At 40.3% G+C, this 16,704-nt stretch carries 15 protein-coding genes and 1 tRNA gene; 7 read left to right on the top strand and 9 right to left on the bottom strand.

Annotated features, from left to right (window positions below):
- The first annotated feature begins 17 nt into the window (after positions 1–17).
- Complete coding sequence (locus ASL19_RS12255) at positions 18–1,301, top strand: FAD-binding oxidoreductase (RefSeq protein ID WP_057178561.1); 1,284 nt, start codon at positions 18–20, stop codon at positions 1,299–1,301.
- Between the two features lie 116 nt (positions 1,302–1,417).
- Positions 1,418–2,764, top strand: coding sequence for a (Fe-S)-binding protein (locus ASL19_RS12250; protein WP_057178560.1), 1,347 nt, complete (start codon positions 1,418–1,420; stop codon positions 2,762–2,764).
- A 1-nt stretch (position 2,765) separates the two neighbouring features.
- On the opposite strand, the gene ASL19_RS12245 is transcribed toward ASL19_RS12250, so the two are convergent.
- From ASL19_RS12245 to ASL19_RS12235, 3 genes are read right to left on the bottom strand one after another with little or no spacing between them, the layout of a single operon-like run.
- The gene (locus tag ASL19_RS12245; protein WP_057178559.1) at positions 2,766–3,770 is read right to left on the bottom strand and encodes a hypothetical protein; all 1,005 of its coding nucleotides are present in this window, start codon (positions 3,768–3,770) and stop codon (positions 2,766–2,768) included.
- Between the two features lie 34 nt (positions 3,771–3,804).
- A complete protein-coding gene (locus ASL19_RS12240; RefSeq protein WP_057178610.1) occupies positions 3,805–4,584 on the bottom strand; it encodes a hypothetical protein in 780 nt (259 codons plus the stop codon).
- A gap of 37 nt (positions 4,585–4,621) precedes the next feature.
- Complete coding sequence (locus ASL19_RS12235) at positions 4,622–5,110, bottom strand: hypothetical protein (RefSeq protein WP_057178558.1); 489 nt, start codon at positions 5,108–5,110, stop codon at positions 4,622–4,624.
- Positions 5,111–5,248: 138 nt separating this feature from the next.
- On the opposite strand from ASL19_RS12235, the gene ASL19_RS12230 reads away from it, so the two are divergent.
- From ASL19_RS12230 to ftsH3, 3 genes are all read left to right on the top strand, one after another.
- Positions 5,249–6,034 (top strand): hypothetical protein, encoded by a 786-nt coding sequence (locus ASL19_RS12230; RefSeq protein WP_057178557.1) that lies wholly within the window; start codon positions 5,249–5,251, stop codon positions 6,032–6,034.
- Positions 6,035–6,062: 28 nt separating this feature from the next.
- Entirely contained in the window at positions 6,063–6,854 is a 792-nt protein-coding gene (locus ASL19_RS12225) for an aminotransferase class IV (RefSeq protein WP_006278774.1), read from the top strand.
- Between the two features lie 109 nt (positions 6,855–6,963).
- Positions 6,964–8,805, top strand: a complete 1,842-nt coding sequence (ftsH3, locus tag ASL19_RS12220) for an ATP-dependent zinc metalloprotease FtsH3 (protein ID WP_006278775.1) — start codon at positions 6,964–6,966, stop codon at positions 8,803–8,805.
- 22 nt (positions 8,806–8,827) lie between these two features.
- On the opposite strand, the gene ASL19_RS12215 is transcribed toward ftsH3, so the two are convergent.
- The 6 genes from ASL19_RS12215 to ASL19_RS16860 all read right to left on the bottom strand — a co-directional run bounded on the left by ASL19_RS12215 (position 8,828) and on the right by ASL19_RS16860 (position 15,229).
- Positions 8,828–10,279, bottom strand: a complete 1,452-nt coding sequence (locus ASL19_RS12215) for a chemotaxis protein CheW (protein ID WP_057178556.1) — start codon at positions 10,277–10,279, stop codon at positions 8,828–8,830.
- 35 nt (positions 10,280–10,314) lie between these two features.
- A complete protein-coding gene (locus ASL19_RS12210) occupies positions 10,315–11,766 on the bottom strand; it encodes a methyl-accepting chemotaxis protein (RefSeq protein WP_057178555.1) in 1,452 nt (483 codons plus the stop codon).
- Entirely contained in the window at positions 11,763–12,323 is a 561-nt protein-coding gene (locus ASL19_RS12205; protein WP_057178554.1) for a chemotaxis protein CheW, read from the bottom strand. Before ASL19_RS12205 ends, ASL19_RS12210 begins: the two co-directional genes overlap by 4 nt.
- Positions 12,324–12,359: 36 nt before the next feature.
- On the bottom strand, positions 12,360–13,367 hold the full coding sequence (tilS, locus tag ASL19_RS12200) for a tRNA lysidine(34) synthetase TilS (RefSeq protein WP_057178553.1): 1,008 nt from the start codon (positions 13,365–13,367) through the stop codon (positions 12,360–12,362).
- A gap of 7 nt (positions 13,368–13,374) precedes the next feature.
- Positions 13,375–14,640 carry a bifunctional oligoribonuclease/PAP phosphatase NrnA gene (locus ASL19_RS12195; RefSeq protein WP_006278786.1) on the bottom strand — a complete coding sequence of 422 codons (1,266 nt, stop codon included), beginning with the start codon at positions 14,638–14,640 and terminating at the stop codon, positions 13,375–13,377.
- A 91-nt stretch (positions 14,641–14,731) separates the two neighbouring features.
- Positions 14,732–15,229 (bottom strand): HNH endonuclease, encoded by a 498-nt coding sequence (locus tag ASL19_RS16860; protein ID WP_040010093.1) that lies wholly within the window; start codon positions 15,227–15,229, stop codon positions 14,732–14,734.
- A 143-nt stretch (positions 15,230–15,372) separates the two neighbouring features.
- Here ASL19_RS16860 and alr point away from each other — a divergent pair, with 143 nt between their 5' ends.
- Both alr and ASL19_RS12180 read left to right on the top strand, forming a co-directional pair.
- Positions 15,373–16,548, top strand: a complete 1,176-nt coding sequence (alr, locus tag ASL19_RS12185) for an alanine racemase (RefSeq protein ID WP_057178552.1) — start codon at positions 15,373–15,375, stop codon at positions 16,546–16,548.
- A 69-nt stretch (positions 16,549–16,617) separates the two neighbouring features.
- Positions 16,618–16,699: transfer RNA gene (locus ASL19_RS12180), tRNA-Leu, on the top strand.
- Positions 16,700–16,704: the final 5 nt, after the last annotated feature.

The raw sequence follows: 16,704 nt of genomic DNA, 5'->3' as shown, positions 1-16,704 counted from the left end.
AGATATAACACATAACTATGAGTGCGACTTCTCAGTTTCTAACCCTAACGGGGATAAATAAGGTAACTCCTTGGGAAGAACTAGGTCAGACTGTACAAGAACGGGTGCGATTGGCAATGGATCAAACCCACCCCAGTTGTATGGTTTATCCCCAAACCCAAGAAGAACTAAGTACGATTATAGCCACAGCAAATAGTAATAGATGGCGAGTTCTGACCTGTGGGGGGATGACGAAAATTAACTGGGGTGGTTTAACCAGTCCTGATATTATTGTCAGCACAGAATATATAAATAAACTCATAGAACATGCGGTTGGTGATTTGACCATTACAGTAGAAGCGGGAATCAAATTCAGGGAAATCCAGGAGATTTTAGGCAAACGTGGGCAAACCTTGGGATTAGATCCTGCGTTTCCTGAACATGCGACTATTGGGGGTATAGTAGCGACTGGGGACACTGGTTCTCTACGTCAACGTTATGGAGGAGTGCGTGACCAACTTTTAGGCATAACTTTTGTCCGCGCTGATGGAAAAATTGCCAAAGCTGGGGGAAGGGTGGTGAAAAACGTTGCTGGTTATGATCTGATGAAATTGTTGACTGGTGCTTATGGTACTCTGGGGGTTATCAGTCAAGTTACCCTTAGGGTTTATCCTTTACCAGAAACTTCGGGAACAGTAATACTAACTGGTCAACCTGAACCTATTTCCCAGGTTGCCAAAATTCTTCAAAGTTCTCAATTAACACCAACCCAAGCTGATTTAATATCCCATGGATTAGTTTCCCAATTAGGTTTAGGAGACGGTATTGGTTTAATGGTTAGGTTTCAAAGTATTGAGAACAGCGTCCAGCAGCAGTTACAAAGATGTTCAAGTATGGGGGAAGAACTAGGTTTAACATCAACAGTCTATTTAGGTGATGAGACTAAGCAAGAAGCCAGTCTATGGCAACAATTACCAGAACTAATCTATAACTGCGAGCACAATTGGGAAATTACTGCCAAAATAGGAGTATTGCCAACTGCTGCTGTGAACATCATTAGTCAAATCCAGTATGGATTAATTCATCTCAATAGCGGGTTAGGTTTAGTCCGGTTAGAAGACGAAAATCCGGTTCTCACCTTGCGCAGTTTGTGTCAGGAGAATTTAGGGTTTTTAAGTATGTTATCCGCACCGGTAACAGTCAAAAAAAATATGGATGTTTGGGGTTATAATGCCAATAACATAGAAATTATGCGACGGATTAAACAACAATTTGATCCCAATTCCATATTAAATCCTGGTCGATTTATAGGTGGGATTTAAGTTTGGCGACTTAAATTTGGCAATTTAAATTTTGGTAATAATTAATCAAGCAGATTTTTAAAAAGTATAAATCAAAAATATCAAAAACTGTCAAAAACTAAAAGAGGAACAAAATCATGCAAATTGCCAGTGGTTCCAGCAATGATATGAAAAATCTACAGGGATTTGATTCCAACCATCCCCCCGACCCAAAATTAATTGATAGTTGTGTGCATTGTGGATTTTGTCTTTCCACATGTCCTAGTTATCGGGTGATAGGTAAAGAAATGGACTCACCCAGAGGTCGTATTTATTTAATGGATGCTATTAACGAAGGGGAAATTGCCCTAAATACTGCTACAGTTCAACACTTTGACTCTTGCTTAGGTTGTCTTGCCTGTGTTTCTACTTGTCCTTCTGGAGTACAGTATGATAAGTTGATTTCCGCGACTCGTCACCAGGTAGAAAGGAATTATCAGCGCAGTTTTGCTGATAAATTAATCCGACAATTAATCTTCTCCCTTTTTCCTAATCCAGATATTTTAAGAATATTGCTTTTTCCCCTATTTCTCTATCAGAAGTTGGGAATTTCCCAATTGTTACGCGCTACCAGACTAATCCAGAAAATCTCTCCTAGGTTAGCTGCGATGGAATCAATTTTACCGAAAATTACCATCCAGTCTTTTGGTAATAATTTACCAGATATCATTCCCGCTCAGGGTGCAAAACGCTATCGAGTAGGAATGATTTTAGGATGTGTACAACGTCTGTTTTTCTCCCCCGTTAATGAAGCAACAGTGCGGGTTTTAACTGCTAATGGTTGTGAGGTAATCATTCCCAAGTCCCAGGGTTGTTGTGCTGCGCTTCCTGAACACCAAGGACAAACAGAACAAGCAAAAGCTTTAGCAAGACAAATGATTGACAGTTTTGCAGATAGCAATGTGGATTTTATCATTATTAATGCTGCTGGTTGTGGTCATACCTTAAAGGAATATGGTCATATTTTAGCTGATGACCCAGAATACGCAGCAAAAGCTCAAATATTTGCAGCAAAGGTAAAAGATGCGCAGGAATTTTTAGTGTCGGTTGGGTTAACTGCTGAACTTTCATCCTTGAGCGACAAACCTTTAACTTTAGTTTATCAAGATGCTTGTCATTTATTGCACGGTCAAAAAATTAGTCTTCAACCTCGTCAACTTTTAAAACAAATTCCAGGGGTAACTTTAAAAGAACCTTTAGATGCTGCTTTGTGTTGTGGAAGTGCAGGAGTTTATAATCTACTACAACCGGAAATTGCTCAGGAGCTAGGTGAGCAAAAAGCACAGAATTTATTAAATACAGGTGCTGATATTATTGCTTCTCCTAACCCAGGATGTAGTTTACAAATCAGTAAATATTTGGGGAAAGTATCTGTAATGCACCCTATGGAATTATTGGACTATTCTATTCGTCATCAAAAATTGGAACGAGAAATCTCAAGATAGGTTACTTCATAAAGAATTTGAATAAATATTTACCCGCTTTAGGAAGGAAGTATTTAAGTAAATTGGGGAGTAGGAGCATAAATAGGGAATTTGCGATCAATAAAACCCAATCACGGGAAAAAACATTGATACTAATTACCAAGTTAGTCCCTACCCAAACCAACCAGCTAATAACAGGTTCTATAAATTTATCTACAGATTTATTTTTTATCCTCACCACTAATTTTTTCAATTCACTGATAATTAGTAAACTCAATATTCCCAAAACTAAAAATATTATTATCCAACCTAAGGTGGAGATTAATATTGATAACCACAATGACATTCCGGAGGAGATTTTCCAGGTTATGACAGCTGCGGGAAATATAGCAGATACAAACCAATACACTGAATTCAAATTACTTCTTAGACATTTGGTGACTTGTTCTGTTAGCCAATAATGGGAATTGACAATACCAGAAGCATCCCCATTGTTTATTAAGTCCTGGGATATTTTTTGGATGATATCACCGTCAAATAGTATGGTGCTTTGCATCATAATATTTAAATTATCAAAATGCTGATTTTCAGTTGATTGATAATAGGAATTAAAGGTAAACCCAGATTGAAATTTAATGGTTTTATTGCGGTTCTGACTGGTGAGTATTTTCCAAGTTTTTACCAGGAAGAAATATATTAAAACAGATAACTGGGGATGTTGATAAATATCCACACTCTTATCATAATTCTCATCCCTATCAACAAGGGAATCAAAAATGGAATAGTACCATAAATTCAATAACAGTCCCTTGGGTATATCTAAAGATATACCCTGCAATTTTAACTGTGCAATTTTTTCTAAAATAGTTCTATTTAAATAAAAACTATATGCTCCTTCCTCAGCTTTTACCTCTAAGCAACAATTATCTTGGCCATTATTTTGGGGAAATTGCCAGGGAAATAAGAAACCATAATTCAAACTATGATTCAGGTCTGGTTTCTGGTAATTTTCTTGGAATATATTCACGCATCACCCACCCAAACTACTAACATATCTAAGTTCAAGAAGCAATACCTTTGATAAAATTAATCAGGAAGTCTATTACCTCACGCCATTGTTTTTCTCCAGATACCACTCCATCATTATGAACCTTCATAATTAGATCTTTATCAGATTCCTTCAAACTGAATAAATCGCGGTGATAACGAGTAATAATATCTCCGTCTAATTGGATGATGGTTTGAGCATAGATGGTATCCACATTTTCACTTGTGACATCACCCCCATCCAGTGCTGCTTTCATTTCTGAAACCTTCCGCAAGGTCAATACAAACTTATCATCAGTCACTAGTTCGGCGATTTTCTGATAATTTTCCACCTGACTTTCCTGGTCAAAAGGTGAGGGTAAAACTATTTGGGATACTTTTGTACCATCGGAATTTAAGCGATTTTCATCTATATATTGCAGACGACTACGATATTCCTGCACCACCCGAGCTTTGGGTGATGGAGACTCTAATTCCTTGATTAAAAGCGTATAAATATATTCTCTTTCCAATTGCAAGAATATATTAATATAACGGTCTTCTAACTCGGACACAATGTTCTTACTGGCAAAATAATTGGGTTGACTTATGGCATAAATATTATAGTATGATTGCCAGGGGTTGAATTTGGAACCGCTAATACTACTTACAACTATTGTATTTACCTCTAAGCTTGTAATATCCCTAACTATTACGCCTACGGTATCAACAAATTTGCCCAGTAGGTCTTTAGCTCTCCCTGCTGTACCTTGACTTGGCTGAGATTCCAAAGAATTTGAGTCTTTTGCTAACATGGGGGTTGCTCTCCGCATTAAGTACCGTGGATAAATGCTAGGGAAGTTTTGCTAGTTGCGAACTTTGGCTATTTTGACTTTGTTTAACCATTGACATCAAAATCTCACCCAGTTTTTGCACGCTTTCTATGTTTTTTTGGATTATTTCCCGACCTTCCTGAACTTGGCTCAAATGAAATTCCCTCAGCTCTACATAGGGACCACTACCAATGAAGCTAGTACCTATTTCATTTCTAATGTCACCATCAACCAGGTTAATACGGGTTACCATTTTGTTCTCTGGTTTGGCACTAGAAGCGTTGTTGTTATATGATGACTCATCAATAACAGAAGTTTCAATTTGTAACTCAATTACATCTGCAAGGACTGTCTTAACAATATCCATGACACTACTCAAGTTCACAGCATTGCTCTTAAAATCTAAATTGTTAAGCTGGCTTTGGAACTTATTTACTTTTGCTGACTCGACCTTTTCAATTTGCACTGTTTGGATTTCTAGGTTGGCGGAGAGGTTGGTTTCAGACATACTTACTTTTAGGTACTATGTGAACAAGTGTGGATAGGACTGTATGGGTTTCCATTAGCACTCCACTAGGGCATTATTAACTACTTGAGATTTTTTTTCCATTGTTTTTAAAAAAACTTAACAAGAGTAAATTTTACTATGCTATCAGCTCGCAAATTGATTATTGCTCCCTTGGTTTTTAGCCTGTCTATTCTCGCTGTGACTTCCAATCAGTACCTACGACTACAGGAATTGGTAACCGCTCCAGAAAATAGGTCAGGGGAGTCTGTGGAAAAAGATGACCAGAAAAATGCTTTACGTCTTAAATTGCTTGATAACATGCCCAGTTTTGGTTATAACAATATACTCTCTAAATGGGTGTATATCGAGTTTTTACAATACTTTGGGGATGACCAGCAAAGACAGAGGACTGGTTATGGTCTAAGTCCGGAGTTTTTAAAAATCGTTCTCAAACATGATCCAAGATTCCTTGATGCTTATTTAAGTCTTTCTGTTAGCACCTCTTTATATGCTGGGATGCCTAAAACTGCTGTTAATCTAATGACGACTAATTTACAATTGCTCTCCCCCAAATTACCGCCAAAGTCCTATTATGTGTGGAGTTATAAGGGTATTGATGAGTTATTATTTTTAGGTGATCATCAAGCAGCTCGTCAGTCTTTTATAAAAGCTGCTACTTGGGCGCGGGAATATGATGATCCAGAGGCGCAAAAAGTGGTTTTCTTCTCTGAAAAAACTGCTAATTTCCTTTTGAGGAATCCTGACAGTAAGTTTGCTCGTATTGCCACCTGGAGCATGGTTTTACAAAATAATATGGATGGTAAAACTCGACAAATTGCTATTGGCGAAATTGAAAATTTAGGTGGTAAGGTAGTTGTTAATAACTTGGGTTTACCCATTGTTATTTTTCCTGAAAGGGACTGACTTTTTCGGTTATGAATAGGAACGGATGATGTATTGGTATTGTGGTCAACTGATAAAATCAACAACACTGACATTAGATGTTGATGACCCAGGACTAATTTACGGAGCTACAGTTTTTACAACTATTAGGGTATATCAAAGCTGTATAAATCATAGACTAACTAGTTGGCATGCTCACTGCTTTCGTTTAAAATCTACTCTAGAGACATTTGACTGGAAAGAGCCTAATTGGCTATCTATACGTCAAGGTGCGGAAATACTTTCACAAAATTTCCCCGTCATCAGAATCACTGTTTTCCCCGATGGTCGAGAATGGATTACAGGTAGATTCCTCCCAGAAAACCTAGCTGAAAGACAAAATCATGGTATAATGGTCGCTGTTGGCGATGTTAGATGGAACCGTTCCCTACCCGAGCATAAAACTGGTAACTATCTGGCTCCTTGGTTGGCAAAAACTAATGCCCAAAGTCTCAAAGCCCAAGAAGTAATCTTAGTAGATAACCAGGGAAATTGGCTGGAAACTGCCACTGGTAACCTCTGGGGTTGGAAAGACCACTGCTGGTGGACACCACCTCTCACAGAGGGAATTCTCCCGGGAATCGAGCGATCGCTCATTATCGGGCACTTACAAAAAAATCAAATTCCCGTCAAGCAAGAACCATGGACAGGAAACCTGGTCAAAAACCTAGAGGCGATCGCCTATAGCAACAGCGTGGTAGAGATAGTTCCCATATATATGGTGCAGGATTGTCAAGAGAGGTTAGAATATAATCCTAGACATTCATGCTTTTGGGAGATCAAAAGATTATTTCTATCATGACAGGAGTGAAGTTTTGGTATATCTTAAAATAAGTTAACATAATTCTCATAAAATCTCTCTTATTTTAGAGAACTTAGACTAACGCCCAAAACTAGGAGGATATACCTCAGTGAACAAGAGATGGAGAAATGCGGGGCTGTACGCGCTGTTATTTATAGTAGTAATAGCCTTAGGGACAGCGTTTTTTGACAATCAACCGCCACAGGTAGAAACGTGGAGGTATAGTGAATTTATCCAACAGGTGGAACAGGGGCGGGTAGAAAGAGTTAGCCTCAGTTCAGATCGGACCACAGCGGTGGTGACACCAAAATATGATCCGAACAAAAAGCGGGTCATCCTGGTCAACGACCCAGATTTAATCAACACCCTAAGCAATAAAGGTGTAGATATTGCCGTACTACCTCAAACAGACGACGGATTTTGGTTTAGAGCACTCAGTAGCCTATTTTTCCCTGTATTGCTATTAGTAGGTTTATTTTTCCTACTACGTCGGGCCCAGAGTGGTCCTGGTAGTCAAGCGATGAACTTTGGGAAATCTAAAGCCAGAGTGCAAATGGAACCCCAAACCCAAGTTACCTTTGGGGATGTGGCGGGTATTGACCAAGCCAAACTGGAATTAAATGAAGTTGTAGACTTTTTAAAAAATGCTGATCGCTTTACTGCTATTGGCGCGAAAATTCCTAAAGGTGTATTATTAGTAGGACCACCAGGGACAGGTAAAACCCTATTAGCACGAGCAGTAGCAGGGGAAGCGGGTGTACCCTTCTTCAGTATTTCCGGATCAGAATTTGTGGAAATGTTCGTGGGTGTGGGTGCATCTAGAGTGCGAGACCTGTTTGAACAGGCAAAATCCAATGCTCCCTGTATAGTCTTCATTGATGAAATTGATGCGGTAGGTCGTCAAAGAGGAGCAGGTTTAGGGGGAGGTAACGATGAAAGAGAACAAACCCTCAACCAATTACTAACGGAAATGGATGGTTTTGAAGGTAATACAGGAATTATCATTATTGCTGCCACTAACCGTCCAGACGTTCTTGATTCAGCTCTATTGCGTCCTGGTCGATTTGATCGTCAAGTAGTAGTAGACCGTCCTGACTATGGTGGAAGGAGTGAAATCCTCAGAGTTCATGCTAGAGGTAAAACCCTATCAAAAGATGTAGACTTAGATAGAATTGCCCGTCGCACTCCCGGATTCACCGGTGCGGACCTATCCAACCTGTTGAACGAAGCAGCAATTTTAGCAGCACGTCGCAACTTGACCGAAATTTCCATGGATGAAATTAACGATGCTATTGATCGGGTATTAGCAGGTCCAGAAAAGAAAGACCGGGTAATGAGCGAAAAACGCAAAACCTTGGTAGCATATCATGAAGCTGGTCATGCTTTAGTTGGTGCATTAATGCCTGATTATGACCCCGTACAAAAAATTAGCATTATCCCCCGTGGTCGTGCAGGTGGTTTAACCTGGTTTACTCCCAGTGAAGACCGGATGGATACAGGCTTGTATAGCCGCGCATATCTAGAAAATCAAATGGCCGTTGCGTTGGGTGGTCGTTTAGCAGAAGAAATTATTTTTGGTGAAGAAGAAGTAACCACTGGTGCTTCCAACGACCTGCAACAGGTAGCTAGAGTAGCTAGACAAATGATTACTCGTTTTGGTATGAGCGATCGCTTGGGTCCTGTAGCTTTAGGTCGTCAGCAAGGTAATATGTTTCTAGGTAGAGACATCATGTCCGAACGGGATTTCTCGGAGGAGACTGCCGCTGCAATTGACGAAGAAGTTCGCAAACTTGTTGATACGGCATACTCCCGAGCCAAGGAAGTACTACTAAATAACCGTCAGATTTTAGACCAAATTGCTCAAATGCTGATTGATAAAGAAACGGTGGATGCTGACGAATTGCAGGATATCCTATCTAATAATGATGTAAAAACGGCAGCCTTTGCCTAAACTAGCAAATCACCGATCTTAATTAGGTCGGTGACACTAGATTTAATTGAGTAATAATTTCCCAGGGGTCTGCTACAAAAACAATAGTACCATCGGAGTCAATGGTAACTCCTGCAAGACCAGTGGGTTTGGGTAAAATTCCCGGGAATTGTTTAACAAAGATTTCCCTTTCACCCAACACCTGGTCAACCTGGAGAGCGACTACAATATCACTACTACCGGGGTGAAGAATAACTACAGAAGTGTTTTGACCATTGTCCGTTGAGGGAGTATTAAAAATTTGACGATGAAATCCTAATACTTCAGAGAGAGTGCGTAAAGGCAAAATCCGTTCTCCCCAGCGGATAAATGGTTTACCTTTAGCATCCCTGGCCAGGTCTTTCACCAATATATCCATGGTTTCCATCACATATTCCTGATGGAAAGCAATTGTGTAGTTATGGAAAACACAACATATAGCTCCACAAGCAGTCAGACCACTTAAACTAATAGGTAACTTGATAGTCAAAGTTCTAGAGGAATCAGTGCTAATAGTGCCATAAACTTGGTGAAGAATGGGTAGCAAATTTTGGATTAGCCTATGGTAGTTAATTCCCAGAGTATTATTAGCTACAGATATAAAAGTTATAGATAGGAGATTATATTTACCCTTAACAGAAACCTGGATAGTGATTTTTCCTGCAGGTGATTTGCCAGAAGCAATGCGAACTGAAGGAGTTTTAGTTTCCTGGGACATAGCATGATGGAGTATATAAATCAGACAATCAGTCAGGTGGGGTAAAATTAGCTTATCCACAAGAGTTTCTTGTCCTTGTATAACCAAGTCTACCTTTTTGCCATACTTCACTCCATCAATAGTCACCTGATTACGTAATCGTTCACTAGCTCGAGCAAAAGGGATCCGTTGTATGCTGACACAACTATCTCGTAATTTTTCCGTGACTTGATCACACTGCTCACTTAAAGTTTGAATTTCCTCTTGAACAAAATCAATATCTACTGCGGACTCCACCATGGTGGAAGTACATTCTATAATTTCTTGGTGCAGGGAATAAAAAGGACTAGATGGGTCATTTAACTCTTGTATTCTGATACCGATCTGAGAAAGGTGTTGAATTTGAGAGAGCAGATGGTCTAAAGATTGGCACAGGTACTGGTGATTATGTGCTAGGACATGGTGACTGGTCAGCAAGTCCCCCACCAAACTTGCCATTTGATTTAAATGATCAAAAGAAATATTGACACCCTCCTTACCCGCAAGAGACGAGGGCTCTGGTATTTTGGCAACTTGGGATTTTCTCTCTGTGGGAGTAGGACCAGCTCCCTTTTCCCTGACTATTTGTGATGAGACTTGTTTAGATCCTGCCAATAAGCTATCTTCCAACTCCTTAATCAAATCTTCCAAATTCTCATCTACAGGTTTTTTTTCAGGTTTGTTTCCCGTATCTTCCCAAAAACTATTAGCATCATGCATACTTTTTGTTTTTACCTAGGTTTAAATAATGGTATTTAGGGGGAGTTAAGAGTTGCTTTCTCAATTGAGGAGTCTATATCAGCTATTATAGGAGTAATATCTTCCAGAGATTGCCTAGCTTGTTGTGCAAGTTTCGTGCTATTGATAACTCGTTGTTTACTCCCTTCCATAGTGAGTAGGATATGGTTAGTCTCCTTATCAATGTTTCCAAACATGTCTTGAATCTGCTTAATAGATTTAGCTGTCTTATCTGCTAGTTGGGATATTTCATTGGCCATAATTGCCAGTCCTCTTCCTCCTACGCCATATTTTGTTGCTTCAATACTGACATTTAATGTTAACAAATTAGTACGAGAGGCTAATTGGGATGCTAAGGTAGCCAAGGAATTAATTTCTTGACAAGACTCGACCAAGTGTTTTAGTTGAGGTTCGGTTTTTGTTAGGGTTTCTCCAACTACCAAAATTTCCGCCACCATGTTTTCCAGAGCTTCACTAACTTGACTATTAATGTCATTAACGCGATGAACCGAGGTTTGAGCTGCTTTACCTATTTTCCTGACTTCCTCTAGGGATTGGGTCATAGTTACTACGGAGTTAAGAGTGACTGCTAACTCTTTGGCTTGGCCGGAGTTTTGTTCGTGAAAAGCACGTCGAACAGATTGATGTGCCAGACCACCCATGGAAGCAGCAGTGATTCCACCTATAATTCCAGCACCTAGCGGTACTCCCCAATTGGCATTTCTCATCCATTCACGTTGGGATACCCATGAGCTGGTTCCAAAGCCAACTACAGCAGCTGTTAGGGCTGAGGTAAAACCTACTACTAGTGCGGTAGACCACTGCTGTTTTTTTAAAACAGCATTTAAGGAAGAATTTTGTCGAACGGGAACATTCTCTGGTAATGGATCTTGGGTACTTACGGATTTATCTTCTAGTAACCTTTGGTTATGGTTACCAGCTAATTCATCATGGGTATCTATGTTTTCATCCATTTCTACCGGTTCCCAAGATGAAATACTTTTTAAATCATCAAATTCATCGAAATTAACCAGGAATTCAATTTTGTCCATATCGTTATAACTATACTTTTTATCTGATTCCAAAAGGTGTGATGGATCATTTTCTTCTATATCGGAAAACAGTTGTTCCACACTACTGGGATCTCCAATGAAAGCACCATCAGAACCACTCTTTAAAGCAGAGCTGTCAGTGACTAGCTCCTGTTCAATCACTTGCAATTTTTGACGAGCTGAACCTAGTATTTCTTGATTATTTGTTAAACCCAGTACCCGATCATATTCCGCTTTGGCAACCTTAAATTTTCCTAGAGCATAGTATATATTACCCCGCAACAGGTGGGAATTAGGGTCTTCTCCTAAAATGCTGACTACTTGGTCTATTAGAGTAGCAGCACTTTGATAATCACCTCTTATGTAAGCTGTTAATGCCTGCTGATATTTGGAATTTGGCTCATCTGTACTTATCATTTCTCCTCCTGATTAAATTTGACCATACTTGTCCATTTATCGCTTTGCAGAATTATTTTTTGATTAATCAGTTTTACGGACTTGTTATTTTCACTATCTAGCCATTCCCCGTGAACAAAAGGAACTGTGTCATCTGGTACATCGGTTGGAGCTACTACAGATTCCATATCTAACCAAAACGTAGCACATATTTGGTCTACTGCTAAACCAATTATGGTGTCTTCATACTCAGTCGTAATAACTGATACTTGTGATCTACGTTCTAGATTTAAAGGTATCATTTCTCCCATAAACTTTCCTAAGTCTACTACCCAAATTAACCGACTTCGCCAATTGACTACTCCTAAAACCAATGGGGAGGTGTTAGGAATGGGTATGATTTGATTGGGAGTAACTTCTATTACCTCTTTGATGCTAATTAAGGGTAGGGCAAATTCCTCGGGTGAGGACAAATAAAACCTCAGATACAACTCGTCTTTTAAGGACGGGAATTGATTGAGACTTTTAGTATCAGTATTTTCTGGTAATTTGGCGTGTCGGTTTTGGCGAGTGATCATATTTTCGGGAGTTTTCCAAGTGGGTTGTGGCCCATTCTAACTTTCTTTTTCTGTTGGAGTTAGAATGGGTTGTCGAATAACTATGGAAGCATTTTCTACTATTGCTATGCTACCACCAGGAAAAGGATCACTTTGAGAACGGTTGGGGGCGTTAATTAAATCTGTGATTTTTTCAATATGATCAAAATTGGGGGTTTGTGGTAACGCTTCATGCAATATTTGACGGATCACCCGGCGTTGGAGAGCTAAGGGCTGTTGTTTCAATAAATGACGATTCAGACGTAAATCACCATTTTCACACTTTGTTAAGGCTTGTAACCTCAACTGGTGAGCTATTTGTTCTAGATACTCTACTTCTGCTCGCAACAACTCTGCTGTATGAGATAAATGGGATTCCACCTGGGGGTTGAAGTTTGCTGCAAGATAGGGGAGTAACTGCTGACGAATACGATTTCGGGGGTACTGTAAATTTTGATTTGTGCTATCCACCCAAACTGGTAGGTCAAAGTCTTGGCAAAATTTTCCAGTTTGTTCCCGGGTAATCTCTAACAGGGGACGAACTAACATCGTCTTCTCCCCTAAAGATCTTTGCCAATTTAAGGACTGTAAACCATCAGCACCACTCCCCCGAATCAGATTATATATTAAGGTCTCCGCTCGATCACTACTGGTGTGTCCCGTAACGATGTATTTATAACCATAATCTTCAGCAATTTCCCTAAATACTCTATATCGCCAATTCCTAGCATCAGCTTCGCTATTTACCGGATCAGTGGCAATTTGTAAGTGGAATGGTAAATCCCAACTAGTTGCTAGATTTTTTACATGATCCGCGTTCGCTTGGGAATCTTCTCGCCAACGATGATCACAATGGGCGATCGCCAGTTTCCACTTCCATTTAACTTGTAAGTCCACCAACAACTTAATTAAACACAGTGAGTCCTGTCCACCGGATAGGGCAACCAATAAATGTTCATGGGGTGCAAATAAATGACGATTCCGGATTGTGCGATGTATTTTAGCGTGTAAAGAAGTCCATGCCATGTATTAACTAGATTGGGTTATCCTTGGGATTGACTAGTTTTAACAGTTTCTGTTTAATTTGGGCATCGAAAACTTCCCACTTAATCTTAGCGTATGCGGAATTCTCATTACCACCAGACAGGAATCCCATGGGAATCTCAAACCCACCAGCGCCAGTGCGTCCACCGCCAAAAAATCTTCCCGTACTATCTTGTCCAAAAGCTTCTTTAATAAACTCATCCGGATCTAAGGTCAACTTTGTAGTTCTCAAGGATCCAATCACCACTTCCAACTCATCGTCCTCATCATGTACTATTCCATATACCATGGCAGTATGCACATTTTCTTCTGTCACCAAAAAATCCGCCGCTTGAGGTATGGCATCCCGGTCATCATACCGCAAATAACCAACACCAGCTATAGAAAAGTTATTCTGGACAATGCGATTTTTCAGAGAACGCTCAATAACATCCATTACACGCTTAGAGCGATTAGCTTGTAGAATGGCATTAAGTAGTTGAGCATCATAGAACTTGCTCAGGTATGCAGCAGCCATAAAATCTTCTTCCTGGGCTTGCATTAACCGGTTAGTATCAGATCTTAACCCATGCATCAATGCTGTAGCACATTTCACATGCTGTCCCATACTGCTATCCAGGGTGAGTAGACCTGACTGTAAATACTGGGTAAAAATAGTTGCTGTTGCTCGCACGTATGGACGAACATCAGTAAACTCGGCCTTGAGTTCCCCCTGTAAACTATGATGATCTACCAGGGTAATCAAAGGGATTCCAGCTTGCTGAAGGGCAGACGTTAAAGCAGAAGTAGTTCCTTGATTATCAATCAAGACAAAACCCTGATAAGAAACCAAATCTTTAGTTTTAATGCTTTGTGCTGTACAGCGTTGAGCAGGTAAGGCAGTGAGTTTAACTAAAGCGATATTTTCCTGATGGCTGAGAGTGCCCGCATAAATAATTTCACACTTGATGTCATACTGTTGAGCAATGAGTTGATATGCCCAAGCACTAGAGAGAGCATCCGGGTCAGGAAAGTCTTGGAGGATGACCAAATGGCGCTCGTGTCGGTGGGCGAGAAGAGTTTTTTGTAATTCTTCTGACTTTTGAGCGCCCAGGGAACGGGAAGCATTAGCAATGTTCCCATCACCATTAGATGGTAGCGCCTGAGTTCGATGCAATGGAGGAATGTCAACCGTAGTCTCTATTTCTATATCCTCCCCCTTTGGCTCTGTGGTCAGCGTGAAAGTCTCAATTTGAGAAACACTAGAATTCAACATGGTGCGGACAGTTCTAATTGTTATGGAATTATATATCTATATGATCTGTTTAATCCTTTTCACCCAAACATCCCCATTCCCAGTTAATTGGTTAAAGTCCTATAACATATTTTTGCCACTCCTGATGAAGTCCACTTTTCAGATGTTTCGTTACCTCAAAGTAGAGACTACTATGAGGTTGGCGCGGCGGATACCGTAATGGCATCCGGGCTTCTTGGGGGGTGCGACAGCCTTTTTTGACGTTGCAACGTACACAAGCAGTAACAATATTCTCCCAAGTGTCACCTCCACCACGAGATCGGGGTATTACATGGTCTAATGTCAGATCATCACCGGTACAGCCACAGTATTGACAAGTGTGACTATCACGGTGAAAAATGTTTCGACGTGTAAGTGGGATTTCTTTGTATGGAACGCGGACATAATGACGCAACCGAATTACGGTTGGCAGTGGAAAATCGGAACAGAGGAATTTGCCATTGTGTTCCACATGTTCTGCTTTGCCTTTAATCAACAAAACGATGGCACGTCGCCAAGTGGTAATGTTGAGCGGTTCGTAGGAGGCGTTTAGGACTAAAACCTTCCCCATTGATTTTAGCTCAAGGTATTAGTTTTGAACATTCTAACACAAATATACCTTTTTAGACAGATGAGACAGCCCAAAGGTTAAAAATGGTGGTTAAATAGGGGTGAGAATTTTACATCTCCCCACTTTCAAAACAGGGAGATTACATGAAAATGCTTATTGTGCAAGATACTTACGCTTGGTTTTCACAACGTGCCTGGGTAGAAATTGATTTAGGAGCCTTGTCTAATAATGTGAAGCAGTTAGTAGGGTTTTTATCCCCAGGAAGCCAATTGATGGCTGTGGTCAAGGCGGATGCCTACGGACACGGTGCTGTTACTGTAGCTACAACTGTTTTAGCTGCGGGGGCCACCTGGCTAGGAGTAGCTACAGTTACCGAGGGTATTCAATTGCGGGAGGCTGGAATTAAGGCCCCAATCCTGATTTTGGGTGCTACCCATACACCAGAACAAATTCATGCTATCACCTCTTGGCAACTGGAACCTACTTTATGTAGTCCAGGACAAGCTTTAATATTTTCTGATTTATTAAATTCTATTGACTATAATTATGAATTGCCAGTTCATATTAAGTTAGATACAGGAATGTCAAGACTAGGTGCTGACTGGCAACAAGCGGGTGAATTTGCTCAGTTGGTGCAAGGACTGCCTCGGTTACATATTGCTAGTGTTTATTCTCACTTTGCTACAGCGGATAGTCCTGATACCACAATTATGGAACAACAGCATGCAAGATTCCAACAGGCGATCGCTCAAATTAGGGCAATGGGCATAAAAATACCAAGTTTACACCTAGCCAATTCTGCTGCTACCCTAGGGAACAAAGAATTACACTATGACATGGTGCGTGCGGGACTAGCCATTTATGGACTTTATCCAGCTGCTCACCAGAGAAATCATTTGCAACTGCGTCCCGCACTACAGGTAAAAGCGAGAATCACACATATAAAAACAATTAGTGAAGGAACAGGGGTAAGTTATGGGCATAAATTTATTGCTCCTAGAGAAATGCGAATTGGAGTAGTTGGTATTGGTTATGCTGATGGAGTGCCCAGAAGTCTTTCTAACCAAATGGATGTATTGGTGCAGGGTCAAAGAGTTAAGCAGATTGGTATGATTACTATGGATCAACTGATGATAGATATTAGTTCCCTGGTGGAAGTAGAGGAAGGGGAAATAGTCACCCTATTAGGGGAACAGGGAGAAGAGAACATCACAGCGGATGATTGGGCAAATCAATTGAACACTATTTCCTGGGAAATCATTTGTGGGTTCAAACATCGTCTACCCCGTGTGGCTATAGGGATTGATGGAGAAATTTGATCAAAAAGAAAAAAAATAGCAGATCCCTCTTGCCAAGGAAAAGTTGCTATGATAGTATTAGATACTAATGCGGATGTGGCGGAATTGGCAGACGCGCTAGATTTAGGTTCTAGTTCCGACAGGAGTGAAGGTTCAAGTCCTTTCATCCGCATTATA

It is taken from the genome of Cylindrospermopsis sp. CR12, from assembly GCF_001432185.1.
Taxonomy (GTDB): Bacteria; Cyanobacteriota; Cyanobacteriia; order Cyanobacteriales; family Nostocaceae; genus Raphidiopsis; species Raphidiopsis raciborskii.
This window is presented reverse-complemented; position numbering and strand designations above follow the sequence as displayed.